Source organism: Tangfeifania diversioriginum, from assembly GCF_900141875.1.
Classification (GTDB): domain Bacteria; phylum Bacteroidota; class Bacteroidia; order Bacteroidales; family Prolixibacteraceae; genus Tangfeifania; species Tangfeifania diversioriginum.
This window is the reverse complement of the sequence record NZ_FQZE01000016.1, coordinates 1-14,498: the sequence shown is the minus strand read 5'-3', so window position 1 is coordinate 14,498 and position 14,498 is coordinate 1. Positions and strand designations below refer to the sequence as shown.

9 protein-coding genes are annotated in these 14,498 nt (G+C 43.0%); 4 read left to right on the top strand and 5 right to left on the bottom strand.

The window, feature by feature from the left end:
• Positions 1-46 precede the first annotated feature (46 nt).
• From BUC07_RS11155 to galE, 5 genes are all read right to left on the bottom strand, one after another.
• Complete coding sequence (locus BUC07_RS11155; RefSeq protein WP_073169394.1) at positions 47-1,540, bottom strand: BACON domain-containing protein; 1,494 nt, start codon at positions 1,538-1,540, stop codon at positions 47-49.
• Positions 1,541-1,558: 18 nt separating this feature from the next.
• Entirely contained in the window at positions 1,559-4,894 is a 3,336-nt protein-coding gene (locus tag BUC07_RS11150) for a TonB-dependent receptor (RefSeq protein ID WP_073169392.1), read from the bottom strand.
• A gap of 405 nt (positions 4,895-5,299) precedes the next feature.
• Positions 5,300-6,352: a dTDP-glucose 4,6-dehydratase gene (gene rfbB, locus BUC07_RS11145; RefSeq protein WP_073169553.1), complete on the bottom strand. Its 1,053-nt coding sequence runs from the start codon at positions 6,350-6,352 to the stop codon at positions 5,300-5,302.
• 94 nt (positions 6,353-6,446) lie between these two features.
• The gene (locus tag BUC07_RS11140; protein WP_073169390.1) at positions 6,447-7,370 is read right to left on the bottom strand and encodes an RluA family pseudouridine synthase; all 924 of its coding nucleotides are present in this window, start codon (positions 7,368-7,370) and stop codon (positions 6,447-6,449) included.
• Positions 7,371-7,501: 131 nt separating this feature from the next.
• Positions 7,502-8,527: a UDP-glucose 4-epimerase GalE gene (gene galE, locus BUC07_RS11135; protein ID WP_073169388.1), complete on the bottom strand. Its 1,026-nt coding sequence runs from the start codon at positions 8,525-8,527 to the stop codon at positions 7,502-7,504.
• A gap of 137 nt (positions 8,528-8,664) precedes the next feature.
• On the opposite strand from galE, the gene BUC07_RS11130 reads away from it, so the two are divergent.
• From BUC07_RS11130 to BUC07_RS11115, 4 genes are read left to right on the top strand one after another with little or no spacing between them, the layout of a single operon-like run.
• Positions 8,665-9,795: an HU domain-containing protein gene (locus tag BUC07_RS11130; protein WP_073169386.1), complete on the top strand. Its 1,131-nt coding sequence runs from the start codon at positions 8,665-8,667 to the stop codon at positions 9,793-9,795.
• A 15-nt stretch (positions 9,796-9,810) separates the two neighbouring features.
• A complete protein-coding gene (locus tag BUC07_RS11125) occupies positions 9,811-12,165 on the top strand; it encodes a glycoside hydrolase family 127 protein (RefSeq protein WP_083578213.1) in 2,355 nt (784 codons plus the stop codon).
• A gap of 30 nt (positions 12,166-12,195) precedes the next feature.
• The gene (locus BUC07_RS11120; RefSeq protein ID WP_073169384.1) at positions 12,196-13,524 is read left to right on the top strand and encodes a Gfo/Idh/MocA family protein; all 1,329 of its coding nucleotides are present in this window, start codon (positions 12,196-12,198) and stop codon (positions 13,522-13,524) included.
• A 41-nt stretch (positions 13,525-13,565) separates the two neighbouring features.
• On the top strand, positions 13,566-14,408 hold the full coding sequence (locus BUC07_RS11115) for a sugar phosphate isomerase/epimerase family protein (protein WP_073169383.1): 843 nt from the start codon (positions 13,566-13,568) through the stop codon (positions 14,406-14,408).
• Positions 14,409-14,498: the final 90 nt, after the last annotated feature.

Here is a 14,498-nt window from a genome sequence, read left to right as displayed (position 1 = left end):
GAGACAGCCCCTTTTTATTAAACTAATAATGGAGTAATATCACATTTTATTCTGCGCTTTCGTGGCTGAAATAAATACCATGTGCAAGTTGAGGTACTCCGTTATAAGAGCCTTTGGTTGCAATAACTGTCAGTATGTCTCCAACTTTAATGCCTTTGTCTTCTATTAAATATTTTCTATAATCGCCAGTTGCACCATAACCTGGGTAGCAGCCATACAGATAAATTTCACTGTCGCCGTCTTTCAAATACAGATTACCGTATGTTGGATTATCAATATTTGTAATTTCACCGGTTACCATAAAATAATCATCATTGGAATCAGGTTTGGTCAGCACTTCGGCGATAGTAGCTTCGGCTACAGGAATCACGCTTTCCAAAACGGCATCACCAACTTGAGGAGAACCGTTGTAGGCGGAACGTTCTCCAACAATTGTAATGATGTCACCCACTTTTAAATCTTTGTCCTGGAAATCTTCAATACCATACACAAAAGTTTCACCAGAGAAATCACGTATGTCTAAATTGCCATATGTAGTATTGCTAATATCGGTAATAACACCTGCCAAACGATATTTAGTACCGCCAACTTCGGCTGCAAGAAACTCTTCAATAGTAGCTTCAATGATTGCCCCTTTTTGACTAATAGTTGTTTCTGTGCTATACTCTTTTTCTCCATCGGTAGTACGGAATGTGAGCGTAGTTCCACGGTCTCCGCCGGTATTGGCAGCGGCATTGAACTTCACAACCACTTCTTCGCCTGCCGATTCAATGGACGAAATTGACAACCATGACTTGGCATCATCAGGAATATCAACCGATACGCCTTGTCCTTTGCAGGTAAGGTACGCTGTAAATTCACCACCTTCGATAGGAAGTTGTGCGTTTTGTACTGAATCAACTTTCACCAATGATTTATTGATATTGACAATTGTTACATCTACTAACTCTACAGTTCCATAGTAGGTAGTTTTTGGTCCTTGAACAGTAACTTCATCACCAACCTCAAGTCCTAAATCTAAAAAGTTGTATTGCCCCTTGTCATCAACTGTACCATAGATATAAATAGAACCTGTTTCATCTTCCAAATACCAGTTGCCGTAAGTTGTATTGGTTATTGCCGTACAAACTCCGGTTACACGATAGGTCTTGCTGTCAGGTCCGTCAATTACCTCCTGGCATGTGGCAGTTGAAATTGTTGCCAAGCCCTGGATGACATTTATTCTTTGGGTTTTGCCTGCACATTGTATTAAGACTTCTGCAGTGCGACCATCTAAGGCGGATTCAGCCGAAAATGTAAGCGTTGATTCACCGGCACTGCCAGAGGTTGAGGAGATCGTCAGCCATTCAACATTATTCTCTACTGTCCAGCTATCGTTAGCTGTTAAAGTAATGGGTGTAGAACCACCGTCAACAGGGATAGACACGTAAGACGACGATACTTGAATTTCATCAAGCAGTGTCATTGTTTCTTCATCGTCACAACTTGTCATCAGGGCAAGTATTGCAACTAAAAATGGAAATATTCTTTTTAATTTCATAATTATCAGAGCTTTAAATTAGTTGAAAATATATTTGATACCAATAGAAGCATACCAGGTTTGACCCAATGAGTAGCTTGGCGTGAATGTTTTAGTATTACCATGGATTGAAGAGGGTGTAGAGAATGTAGCCACACCATCAGCATCAACACCTTCGTATTTGAGGATGCGAGCTTCCGAACCAATTTCCGGGTTCAGATATTTACCTACACCCCAACTGGAGTTGAACAGGTTCATCATGTTTTTGATATCAAAGCTAAGTTGCAGTTTGTGTTGGTTATTACCTGTATTAAGAGCAAAATCATGTTTGTAACTGAAGTCCACGCGATGTACCCATGGAGAGTAAACGCTATAAGCTTCAGCATACTCGCCTTGCTGATCTTTCAAATAATCGTTGGCATGCACATAGTCCATAAAACGAGTTTGGTCGTCTGCTGAAACAAAGCGGAATTCGTTGTTTGTCACTTCATCGTCAGTTGGAACATAGATTGCATCGTAGTTGTAGCCGTCACTATTAATGTCGTTAACCGTCATAAAAGAGTAGTTCGCTCCGCCGCGCCAAGCTTCATAAATTATGCTATAGTGGTTGCCGCTTTTGTCGTTGGTAGTAAGTGATGCCACCAAACGATCGGGTGTGGTATATTGAGAATTGTGCAATTTAATATGGTTTGGCCCTTCTACTGTCGGAACGTATGTAAACGCAGATTCCGGATTCGATCCAGGCATGCCGGTTACATCTTTAGCAACTGTGTGTGTGTAGGCAGCCATCAAGCTGAGCCATTCTGCTGGTTGGGCATTAAGTGTGATGTTGCCTGACCAACCATAACCACGGCTTGTGTTTTCTAACACGAATGCTTTTGTGCCTGTACGATAACCTGCCGGATAAATTGGACGATTGTCAACACCGTTAAAACGGGCGAAACCTCCTACATTGGGAATACTCCAGTCGGAAATAGAAACACCGTTGATCGTTTTGTTGAAAATTCCTTCTACTGTTGCAGAAAGTGGGAAAGATGTTTGGAATGCATAGTCAACAGCAAGTGACGTTTTCCATACTTGTGGCATTTTGAAATCAGAAGAAATACCCGCAATTGAAGAAGGAACTGTTCCATCTTCTGGTGAAATAGTTGTAGGATAACCGATACCTGTCAATTTATCATATAGTCCTGCTATGTTAGCATTGCCGTCAGCATCAGTTACAAGGCCACCGGCAAACTGCGACATGTCAATATACCTGTCTCCATTATCGGCTGTTGTGTACGAACCACTGTAACCTTTAATAATTTCTATATCGTTTTCCGCATCATAAATTTTAGTGTCCGCATTAAGATGTGCTTGATACTGAACCATGCCACCATTGGTTGGCATGTTGGTGAAGAACACAAGTGGTAAGTTGCCAGAGAAAAGACCAGTACCACCACGAATTTTCAAGCTCTTGTCGCCAGACGCATCCCATACAAAACCTACACGGGGAGAGAATATGATATTGGTAGAAGGCCATTCACCTGTATCAATACTACGACCTGAATAATCAAGTTCCTTGATAGCCTGGTTCGTCATCAAATCACTATTATTAAAGAAAAGTCCATCAATACGAAGGCCGTACGAAAGTTTGAATCTTTCGCTAATACTCCAATCATCCTGAGCATAAGCTCCAATCTTGTTTGTTCTTACACGGGCTGCAGGATTCTTTTCACCATCGTAACCATAAGTTAAGTTTACAATTTCAGGTGCTTCTTCGTTTAAGAAGTCATCAAGGCTTCTATAGCGATAGTAACCGGTACCATTACGCATATAAGAATTATCAGCCATCTTATATTCGAATGCGACACCTCCTATGATTTTGTGATTACCTAAATAATAGGTCATCTCATCTTTAATGTTCAATACATCATTGTGAACGCCGTTGTTCCAGGTAAATAGCTCGTAACCTAAAGAGAGGTATGCCTGGTCGTCTTTCAAAATATCGATAAAAGGAAATTCATCAGATTTCGTTCCACGAACATCGTCAAGTTTTGAAAATGTGGCCAGGAATTGGTTAGAGATGTTTTCCGATAAACGACTGTTTAGGTCAAAAGAGAATGAATGAACGAGGTTGTCCATCGAATACATCGAGTTGGCATACGACATTGAAGCCTGTGACATTCTTGCCTCAGACATACGGGTACCGCCATCCATAGAAGATGCATTAGGAGGTCTCCATGATGTGTTTTTTGTGTAGTTATAACGTAAGGCTAAACGATGTTTGTCTGTGATATTCCAATCGATACGAGCAAGCAGTTTGGTGTTGCTTTCATCTGCCGGGAAATTTGTGTAAGATCCCGTTTCATATCCATATTTATTTCTCACAAAATCAGAAACTGTCTGAAGGTCGTCTTCTGTTGTGCGCGAAATGTAATTGTCCGGATCGGCAACACCATCGGTTGAAGCTCTCCAACGATTGGCAATTGTTGGTGTTTCAGCCATTTCGGCGTTTACGAAAAAGAACAATTTGTTTTCGATAATCGGACCACCTAAAGTGAAACCGTATGTTGTATTACGGTCTTTTTCACGTGCGCCTTGTATTTGCATACCATTAACAGCATCTCCGCGCATGTTTTCATTTCTGTGATAAACGTAAGCGCTACCTTTGAAGGTGTTTGTACCCGATTTTGTAATAGCGTTTACACCACCCCCAATAAAGTTGGTTTGACGCACATCGTATGGAGCAATTACAACTTGCAATTCTTCAATAGCTTCAATAGAGATTGGATTACCACCACCAGGAAGCGCATCACTCAAACCGAAGTTATTGTTAAAATTAGCTCCATCAACAGTAAAGTTGGCCGTACGACCATCTGTGCCGGCAAAGCTCATACCATCACCTCCATAAGGCGAAAGGCGGGTAATGTCCATAATGCTACGGTTTACTGTAGGCAAATTATCTATCTGGCTGTTTGTAATATTTGTCACTGCTCCGGTTTTCTCATTAGAGAATTTTGTGCGGGTTGCCGTAACAAGAACTTCATCTATTGATAATGATTCTTCAGAGAGTACAACATTCATTACATAGTTTTCACCTAAACTCAGCGTGATGTTGTTTTGTGTGTAATCACCATATCCAATGAACGTAACTTTTACAGTATAAGGTCCGCCTACACGCATACCATTTAGGTTGAACCGGCCCTCCGTGTTGGTTACAGTACCATAAGTAGTTCCTGATGGGGTGTGTGTCGCAATCACCGTTGCACCGATAACAGCCCCCTCGGCATCGGTAACCCGTCCGCTCATACTGGAGGTGGTTACCTGTGCTTGTATTATAGTAGCTGATGAAATAATGAGCGCTACTAATAAAACCCTGATTCTTTTAATCATAAATTTTAAATTTTAATTTAGAAGTTGTATAAAATGAATAGTATGTAAGTTTTTTAAGTTGCATTTTTCACATTCTATGCAATTTGCCCGGCAAAGAAAACCTTTTTATTTTTTTTAATGATTAAGTATTAATTAATTTTATGACAGCTTATTTTTTTATGGCCTGTTTTTTTATATTATTAAAATAAGTTTCTGAAGAACAATATTTTATAATTTCGATTTTTTGCCTGTCCCGTTCGGAAAACAGAAAAGGAAAGTTTGCATTAACTTATTTTTCTACCAAAATAAGCAATGAATAGTTATTAAACATTTTTGGCGACTTTTCAACAATTTTTCACCAGGATATAAACAGGTTATTCCTTTGGGGCAAAAGCATTTCGATTTTTTATGAAACGCGGCGGTTTATTACCTGTTTAAATATTGTTTATCGTAATATTTCTGGTAGTCGCCTGAGGTCACATTTTTCATCCACTCTTCGTTGTCGAGGTACCAGTCGATGGTTTTGCTGATGCCTTCTTCAAACTGTACCGAAGGTTCCCAGCCCAGTTCGTTTTTAATTTTGGTGGCATCGATGGCATAACGCAAATCGTGCCCGGCACGGTCTTTTACGTAAGTGATGAGTTTTTCCGATTCGCCTTCTTCTCGCCCCAGTTTTTTATCCATCACACGGCACATGGTGCGGATGAGGTCGATGTTTTTCCATTCGTTAAAACCGCCAATATTATAGGTGTCTCCTGTTTTTCCTTTGTGGTAAATTACATCAATGGCCCGGGCATGATCAACTACCCACAGCCAGTCGCGCACGTTTTCGCCTTTACCGTAAACCGGCAGCGGTTTTTTGTTCCGGATGTTATTAATGAAAAGCGGGATCAATTTCTCGGGAAACTGGTACGAACCGTAATTGTTGGAGCAGTTGGAAATAATCACAGGCAATCCGAAAGTATCGTGGTAGGCTCGCACAAAATGGTCGGAGCTGGCTTTTGATGCCGAGTACGGACTATGCGGATCGTAGCGGGTTTCTTCGGTGAAAATACCCTCTTCTCCCAGGGAACCGTAAACCTCGTCGGTGGAAATGTGGTAGAATTTTTTATCCGAAAAATCATCTTTCCAAATGTGTTTTGCTGCATTCAGCAAATTTACCGTCCCAATAACATTGGTGTAAACAAATTCAGTTGGGTTGGAAATAGAGCGATCGACATGCGATTCGGCTGCCAGGTGAATGACCCCGTCGAACTGCCTTTCTTCGAACAGTTGCAGGATAAAATCACCGTCCACAATATCGCCTTTTACAAACTCGTAGTTGGGCTTGTTTTCAACGTCTTTCAGATTGGCCAGGTTCCCGGCGTAGGTTAATTTGTCGAGGTTAACAATTTTATAATCAGGATATTTGTTTACAAATAAACGAACAACATGCGAACCGATAAAACCGGCACCGCCGGTGATTAGGATTGTTTTCATATTTTCATATTTTGAAACCAAAATTACATTTTTCCCTGTGAAATGAAAAATTGTTTTTCGATATATATTTCGCTGAGTTAATGATAACCAGTTTTTAAGCTTGCTGTGAAAACAACTTCAAAAAACTTCCCGGAATGGAAGTCTCGAAGCGGACCATTTCGCCTGTTAGCGGATGTTTGAAAGCCAAAATCCATGCGTGCAGTCCAAGCCTTCCGATAGGATTGGAAGTGGAACCGTATTTTTTATCGCCAATAATCGGGTGGTTCAGATCCTGCAAATGCACGCGAATTTGATTTTTTCGCCCGGTTTCCAGGGTCACTTTCAGCAACGAATACAAATCATTGCTTTTCAGGGTTGAGTAATGCGTAATGGCTTCTTTTCCTTTTTCAGGAATTTGAGATGAATGTACTTTAAATACTTTGCTTTCAAAAAGATATGAGCGGTAAGTCCCTTCCGGTTTTTCCATTTGCCCATCGATTACCGCCAGGTAACTCCGTTCGGAAATGGTTTGTTTCCACGATTCCTGGAGCAGTCCCTGCATTTTGCTGTTTTTTGCAAACAACATTAAGCCTGAGGTTTCCCGGTCGAGCCGGTGCACAATAAAAATTTTGTTTTTTTCATCCTGCTCTTTCACATAATCGCTGAGAATGCTGTAAACTGTGTCTCTTTTTTCATTGTCGGTAGCAATGGTCAGCAGGCCGGCTTTTTTATTCACCACAATTAAATCTTTGTCTTCGTAAACAATTGTCATCCCGAACACCTGTCTGGCAGCGGGCTTTGGTGTATTTTTTCCCAGGGTAACAATTTGTCCGGGCTTCAGTAAATGATTAAACTGGGTAATCGCTCTATCATCTACAAAAACCTGCCTGTTTTTCAATAGAGATTTAACCTTGTTGCGGCTTTTGTCAGGGTAGTTGGCCAAAAGAAATTTCATCAGTTCTTCCTGCTTTTTTACTTCTATGCCGGGTGCCTGGGGCTTTTTTGAACCGGAGCGTGGGTTGCTGGATTTTTGTTTCATAAATGAAAATGCAATTTAATTGGCAGGAAGATGTTTAAATTCCGGCCACAACAAAGATAGTTCTATTTTATTGTGATTCAGAAACCGTTAATTATAACGGGCAACTGTTTGATAATCACTGCAACTTACACTTAAATCTTCCGCACTTTTTTCTCCCATTCCCAGGCCGAAAGCAGTGTTTCTTCCAGGTCTTTCTCAGCTTTCCAGCCCAGCTCTTCGTTGGCAAACGTGGTGTCGGCCCATATTTTTTCGATATCGCCTGCACGGCGGCCCACAATTTTGTAGTTCAGTTTTACGCCGGTAGCTTTTTCAAATCCATTTACCATCTCCAAAACGGAAACGCCCTGGCCGGTTCCCAGATTGAAGACTTCATAATTCTGTTTGTTTTTTTCATGAAGCAACCGTTCAATCGCCACCACATGCGCTTTGGCCAAATCCACCACATTAATGTAATCGCGGATAGCTGAGCCGTCGGGTGTATCGTAATCGTCTCCAAAAACCTTCAGCTCCTCACGAATCCCGGCCGCAGTTTGGGTAATAAACGGCACCAGGTTTTGCGGCACGCCAAGCGGCAGTTCGCCAATGAGTGCCGACGGATGCGCGCCAATGGGATTAAAATACCGCAAAGCAATTCCTTTAAGCTGTGGGTGGGCTTTTATGGTATCATTCAGAATATCTTCATTCACCCGCTTGGTGTTCCCGTAGGGCGATTCGGCATCTTTTCGCGGTGTGTCTTCGGTTACGGGCAGTTTGTCGGGCTGGCCGTACACCGTGCATGAGGATGAAAATACAATATGCTGAATATTAAATTTAAGCTGGCAATCCAGAAGGTTCATCAGCGAAACCAGATTGTTGCGGTAGTAATGCAGCGGTTTTTCAACCGATTCGCCCACTGCTTTTGATGCCGCAAAATGAATGATGGCTTCAATGTCAGTGTTTCGTTTAAAAAAATCTTCGGCTTTTTCCCGGTCCGATAAATCGAATTTTTCAAACGCTGGTTTTTTCCCGCTGATTTTCTGGATGTTGTCAAGCACCTCAATGCCTGAATTCGATAAATCATCTACAACTACAACTTCATATCCTGCTTCCTGTAATTCAACAACGGTGTGCGACCCAATGTAACCTGTTCCGCCTGTAACTAATATTTTATTGTTCATTTCTCAGTTTTTAGTGTAAAATTAAAAATTTAAGTAAAGCACGGGGGTAATTTCTTTTATCTTCTGAAAATTTTAATGATTCGAAAACCTTACTTCCACGGATGTTTTTATAATTTTACCAGTAAAAATCCGAAAAAGTGAAGTTAGGAAAATACATACAAAATCTCCTTCAGGAAAATGAAACGGTTATTGTACCAGGATTTGGTGCATTTGTTTCTGTTTATGAACCTGCCGAAATCGATGAGCAATCTGATGAGATAAAGCCGCCTACGAAGGCGATTACTTTTAATCCCAAAATTCGGAATAATGATGGTTTGCTGGCAGATGCAATAGCGAAAAAAGAGGGCATTTCGCATTTTGAAGCGCTTAAAAAAGTTGAAGATGAACGTGATGAAATTATCTATCAGCTCGACAAAGGAGAAAAAGTAACTCTTGAAAATGCGGGGGTACTGTTTTTGGATGAGCGCAATGAAATTCAGTTTGCTCCTTCAGAAGGGAAAAAATTGTTTTCCGAAACTTTCGGGCTGGAAGAAACTTCACTGAAAGATGAACCTGAACCGGTACCCGAAGAAATTCCAGAGGAAAAAGAGATAACTGAAACTACAAGCGTAGAGGAACCTTTTGAAGAACAAATTCCCGAAGCCGAAGCCGAAAGTACTGAACAGGAACCTGAAGAAAAGCCTGAGCCCAAAACTGCTCCCGGTTCATTATCTGATGAACCCGAAACAACCGAAAAAAAGAAAAAAGGCTGGTTGTGGTTCTTATTGATTTTGATTCCGATAGTTGCTGCCGGAATTTTTATTCTGCTTAAAAATGATGGTGTGAAAGAACAACCTCCGGTGGCCGAAGTTGCTGAAAACGAACCCCCGGCAGAAGAAATTCCTGCTGAAGAAGAAGCATCTGAACCACTTCCGGTTGCCGGGGTGGATTCAGTTCAAACGGATTCAATTCAAACAGATTCGGTTGAGGCTGCTCAGGCAGATAGTTTACAAATTCAGGAAATAACGATTGACTCTGCTCATTACGTAAAACCCGATACGTCAATGTTCTATCTGGTGGGCGGAAGTTTTAAAGAGGCAAAAAATGCCAATAAATATTTCAGGAAGCTGGAAAATGAAGGTCACGAACCTTTCCATCTCGGAAAACAGGGCAGTTTTTATATAGTAGGAATCGACATCTTTGATAATGAAATTGAAGCTTACGGCGCTCAGTATAATTTTTTAGACAAATATCCCGATTCGGGGGTCTGGGTTTTTATTCCGGAATAATTTAAAATCACTACCATGGCAAAACTAACTAAACCAACCTTTATTTTAATTTTCAGTTTACTATTTGCCAGTGCATGCACCCGGCAGGAAAGCCGCATTGAAACCGGCGGCCCCGAGGTAGTTACTTTTAAAGTACTCCCGTTTGAATTGTCTGAAGTAAAACTTCTGGATGGTCCGTTTAAAAAGGCTACCGAACTGAATGTGCAATCGTTGCTGAATTACGAACCCGACCGGTTTCTGGCAAAATTCAGAAGCGAAGCCGGGCTGGAACCCAAGGCAGAACATTACCACGGCTGGGAAGACAACACTATTGCCGGCCACAGTCTGGGCCATTACCTTAGTGCCTGCGCCATGATGTTCCAAACTACCGGCGACGAACGATTTCTGGAGCGCGTAAACTATATTGTTGATGAGCTGTATGAATGCCAGCAGGCCGACGGCGACGGGTATATCGGAGCTTTCCCCGATGGAAAACGAATCCTGGAAGAAGAAGTGGCCAAGGGCGAAATCCGTGCTCAGGGATTTGATTTGAATGGCATTTGGGTTCCCTATTACACGCAGCACAAAGTAATGGCGGGTCTTTTCGAAGCTTACGATCTTTGTGGAAACGAAAAAGCGCTGGAAATCAACATCCGGTTTGCCGACTGGCTGAACACCATTATCGATGATCTTTCAGAAGAAGAAATTCAGGAAATGCTGCACTGCGAGCACGGCGGAATCAACGAATCGCTGGCTGAACTGTATGCCCAAACCGGCAACGAAAAATACCTCGAAATGTCGCGGGTTTTTCATCACAAAGCCATTTTGGAACCGCTTTCAGAAGGAAAAGACATTTTACCGGGAAAACACGGGAACACGCAAATACCCAAACTAATTGGCCTGGCCCGCCGTTACGAACTGACCGGCAATGAAAAAGATAGGCGCACTGCTGAATTCTTCTGGAAAACAGTGGTGGACCACCATTCTTATGTCACCGGCGGACATGGGAATCACGAATATTTCGGTCCGCCCGACACATTGCGCGACCGGCTCAGCGACGAAACCACCGAAACCTGCAATGTGTATAACATGCTCAAACTTTCGCGTCATCTTTTCCAGTGGGAAGCTTCGCCCGAAGTGGCCGATTTTTACGAGCGGGCACTGTTCAATCACATTCATTCCTCTCAGCACCCTCACGACGGTCGCGTGATTTACAACCTCTCGCTTGAAATGGGCGGACACAAAGAGTACCAGGATCCGCTGTGGTTTACCTGCTGTGTGGGCACCGGAATGGAAAACCATTCGAAATATGGCCGGAATATTTTTTATCACAATGAAAACGAGTTTTATGTAACCCAGTTTATTGCGGCAGAAGTAAGCTGGGAAGAAAAAAATGTAAAGATTACACAGCTGACTCAATTTCCTGAAGAGCAGGGCACAACGTTGAAATTTGAGTGCGAAGAACCGGTGAAGTTCACTGTAAAAATCAGGTATCCATCGTGGGCTGAAAACGGAATGACGGTTAAACTGAACGGCAAAACCCAAAAGGTAAAAAGCCAGCAGGGTAGTTTTGTGGAACTCGCCAAAAAATGGAAAACCGGAGATGAAGTTGAAGTAGAATTTCCATTTTCGTTGCGGCTGGAAACTATGCCCGACGATTCAACCCGCGTGGCTGTTTTTCATGGTCCGTTTGTGCTGGCAGGCGATTTGGGACCGGAAGATGATCCGGATGCTTACGACCCAATGTATGTGCCGGTAATAATGACCGAAAACCGCAATCCTTCGGAGTGGTTGAAGCCGGTTGCGAATAAGGCCAACACATTCATGACACAAAATGTGGGTCAGCCCCGCGATATTGTTTTCAAACCTTTTTACAAAACACATGAGCGCCGCTATTCGGTCTATTTCGATATGTTCGATGAAGCTTCATGGAAAGAATACCAGGCAGATTATCAGGATAAAATGGCCCGAAAAAAGGAACTGGAAGAAAAAACCATCGACTTTTTTCAACCCGGAGAAATGCAGCCCGAGCGCGACCATCATTTTCAGGGTAAGAAAACCTGGGTGGGCGAAAATAAAAACCGTAAATTCAGGGAAGTGGATCGCGGAGGTTGGTTTTCGTGTAAAATGAATGTGGACCAAAATGAACCGGCCAGTCTGGTTGTGGAATATTGGGGCGGTTACACCGGCGGCAAAACGTTCGATATTTTGGTGGAAGACCAAAAAATTGCCACCGAAAACATCTCAAACAAAAACCCCGGTGAATTTATCGATGTGGTTTACGAAATACCGGAACAACTCATTTCCGGGAAAGAAAGCATTACAGTGAAGTTTGTCCCTCATGAAGGGCACCGCGCCGGGCCGGTGTTTGGCGTCCGGACAATCAGGTAAAGGAAATAGTAATAACTAAATGAAAATAAAATGAATCCTTCACGAAGAAATTTTCTCAAAAAATCGGCTATTGCAGCATCGGCAATAAGCTCATTGTCTGTGGTTCCTGAAAATGTTTGGTCATCAGAGTTTGCTCCTTCCGACAAAGTGAATGTGGCGCTTATTGGCTGCCGCAACATGGGGTTCGGAATTTTACGGCACCACCTCGACACCGGAATGGTAAACTGCCTGGCGCTTTGCGATGTGGATAAAAATATCCTGAACGAACGGGCACAAACGGTAAAAAACGATTACGGGCAGGAATCCCAATTGTACAGTGATTACCGAAAACTGCTGGAAAGAATTGACATTGATGCCGTAATTATTGGCACTCCCGACCACTGGCACTGCCTGATTATGGTGGAAGCTGCCCAGGCAGGCAAGGATGTTTACGTGGAAAAACCCATGGCCAATACCATTGGCGAATGCAATATTATGGTGAAGGCTGCCAAACGCTACAACCGCGTGGTTCAGGTGGGCCAGCAGCAGCGCGACAACAAGGTGTTTAAAGATGTGATGGGGTTGATTAAATCGGGCGAAATTGGTACGCTTCGTAAGGTGAATATCTGGGCCAACTTCAATTATGGCCTGGGTTCCACACCAAAACCCGACAGCCCCGTGCCCGAAGGAGTAGATTATGACTTTTGGCTGGGGCCGGCTCCCAAACGACCGTTTAACGAAAATCGTTTTCACGGCAGTTGGCGCCATTTCTGGGACTACGGCGGAGGCCTGATGTCTGACTGGGGTGTGCATTTGCTCGACATGGGTATTTGGGCAAAAGACCTGACTGAAGGGCCTGAAACAGTAATTACTTATGCTGAAAATCTTTCACGGAAAACCATGCACCGAGATTCGTTCGATACTATGAATGTGATTTTTCCGAAAAAAGACTACGTGATCAATTGGGACATGACTGCCGGCATTCAGCAGGGCCCGTTCGATTCGTCTTACGGCGTGCAGTTTATTGGCGAAAAGGCAACCATCGTGGCCGACCGCTACAAATATCATCTCTCGCCCGAATGGGATGGCGCGAAAGACGCTCCGAAAGCCGAAGAAGTTTCATATACCAAAGGGCATGAATCGCACCGGCAACATGTGGATAATTTCCTGGAATGTATTAAAACCCGCGAAAAAACTTCGTGCCCGCCGGAAGTGGGAAGGGCCGCCGCTTTACATGCTCACATTCCAAACATTGCCGCCCGCGTGGGGCAACCCGTTTTGGAATGGGACGATGAACAGAGCAGGTTTACCAACTGCGAAAAGGCCAACGAGCTGATTACCCCGGAGTACCGCAAACCATGGAAATTACCGGAGGTTTAGAGATTTTAGAAATTGTGTGTTGAATCGTAAAATTTGAAAAAATGAATACCAGAAGAAATTTTATAAAAACAAGCATTGCCGGAGCCGGAGCAATGGCTTTAAATCCGCTCAACATGCTGGCTTCAGAGGGAAGTGCAAAACTCAAAAAGTTTGGTTTTATCTCCGGAATTGCCGGCGAAGCCATGAAAGCCGACTGGAAAGGCACGCTGAAAAAAGCAGTGGAGTTCGGTTTTTCAGAACTGGAAGGGGGAACCAATTTTGCCTCATCACCTCAGGAATTTGTCAGTTTTTGCAAAGAAATCGGAATACAACCCATTGCCGGGAGTGTCAGTTTTCGTTCGTCCAACGAGGAGCTTAAAAAAAGTTTCGACAAGATAAAGGCTCATGGGCAGGAATATGTGCTGGATTACTGGCCGTGGTACGGCGATGTTCCATTCAGTTTTGAAGATTGCAAAAAATCAGCGGAGCGGCTGAATGAAGTGGGTGCTCTGGCAAAAAATCATGGATTGAAATTTTTGTGGCACAATCACGACAATGAATTCCGTGAAATGGAAGAAGGCTTGCCTTTTGATTACCTGATGGAAAATACCGACCCGAAGCTGGTGAATTGCGAAATGGACATTTACTGGGTGAAAAAAGGCGGTGGAGATCCACTTGGTGTGCTGAAAAAATACACCGGCAGAGTTCCAATCCTTCATGTAAAAGACATGGCACCCGACGAAGATTTCATCTGTCCGGGCAGGGGAATCATCGATTTTGGTCCCATTTTCAAAGAAGCAAAAAAACAAGGAATCGAACATTACATTGTGGAACGCGACAACGAACCCGACGGGTTGGGCTGTTTGCAATCGAGTGCAGAGTTTTTGAAAAATTTAAGGTTTTAGTTCAAATTAGAAACCCACGTTCTCTGAACGTGGTCAGAGTCGTTTTACGGGTTTGCCTATAAAAGACTCATTGCTAACTTTCGAAAGTTG

What these genes read in the sequence shown, in the direction of transcription:
- BUC07_RS11155 (WP_073169394.1), bottom strand. Translation starts at nt 1,540, where the DNA reads ATGAAATTAAAAAGAATATTTCCATTTTTAGTTGCAATACTTGCCCTG.
- BUC07_RS11150 (WP_073169392.1), bottom strand. Translation starts at nt 4,894, where the DNA reads ATGATTAAAAGAATCAGGGTTTTATTAGTAGCGCTCATTATTTCATCA.
- rfbB (WP_073169553.1), bottom strand. Translation starts at nt 6,352, where the DNA reads ATGAAAACAATCCTAATCACCGGCGGTGCCGGTTTTATCGGTTCGCAT.
- BUC07_RS11140 (WP_073169390.1), bottom strand. Translation starts at nt 7,370, where the DNA reads ATGAAACAAAAATCCAGCAACCCACGCTCCGGTTCAAAAAAGCCCCAG.
- galE (WP_073169388.1), bottom strand. Translation starts at nt 8,527, where the DNA reads ATGAACAATAAAATATTAGTTACAGGCGGAACAGGTTACATTGGGTCG.
- BUC07_RS11125 (WP_083578213.1), top strand. Translation starts at nt 9,811, where the DNA reads ATGGCAAAACTAACTAAACCAACCTTTATTTTAATTTTCAGTTTACTA.
- BUC07_RS11120 (WP_073169384.1), top strand. Translation starts at nt 12,196, where the DNA reads ATGAATCCTTCACGAAGAAATTTTCTCAAAAAATCGGCTATTGCAGCA.
- BUC07_RS11115 (WP_073169383.1), top strand. Translation starts at nt 13,566, where the DNA reads ATGAATACCAGAAGAAATTTTATAAAAACAAGCATTGCCGGAGCCGGA.